We start from the raw sequence: 703 nt of genomic DNA on the forward strand, positions 1-703 counted from the left end.
TTTTCCGAGCAAACGGCTTATCTGATGACCGATATGATGCGCACCGTCATTACGTCCGGTACGGCAACCGATCTGATGAAAAATTTCAAGCACTACGGCAAAATGCCGATCGTCGGCAAAACCGGCTCGACCCAGGACGATGCCGATGCTTGGTTTATGGGCTATACGCCGGACATTACGCTTGGCGTCTGGGTCGGATATGACCAGCCAATTCATAAGCTGAGCAAGAAAACCGGCGGAACGAACCGGGCCAAAAATATTTTTGCACTTGTTTTAGATGACGCGATTAACAAAAAACCTGAGCTGTTCCCGACAAAAGAGTTCAAACGGCCGGAAAATATCGTCGAGGCGACTGTCTCAAGCCTTTCCGGAAAGCTGCCGAGCGAAGCGACTTCGAAGGCGGGCAAGCTCGTCACGGACGTATTCAATAAAAAATTCGTTCCGACCGAAGAAGATAACGTCATGGTAAGCTTGCCAATTATTACGTATAACGGAATCAATTATATCGCGCAAGACGGAACGCCAAGCGAATTTGTTCAGCAGAAAAGCGTGATCAAGCGGGAAAAACCGCTCGGAACTTTGTTTAAAGAACTGGCGAACGCCATGGAAAGAGTCAAAGCGGACCGCCGCCGCAGCCTGGATTTTTACCGTCCGAAAGATTATCAGGACGAGGCGCCCGCCGAGACCGATCCGCGGACGGATG

At 50.5% G+C, this 703-nt stretch carries 1 protein-coding gene; it reads left to right on the forward strand.

All coding sequences use genetic code 11. The features are described from left to right. The coding region (locus QJ48_RS31470) for a penicillin-binding transpeptidase domain-containing protein (RefSeq protein WP_272948172.1) at positions 1 to 703 on the forward strand (703 nt) is incomplete at both ends.

It is taken from the genome of Paenibacillus sp. A3 (assembly GCF_001399685.1).
GTDB lineage: Bacteria > Bacillota > Bacilli > Paenibacillales > NBRC-103111 > Paenibacillus_G.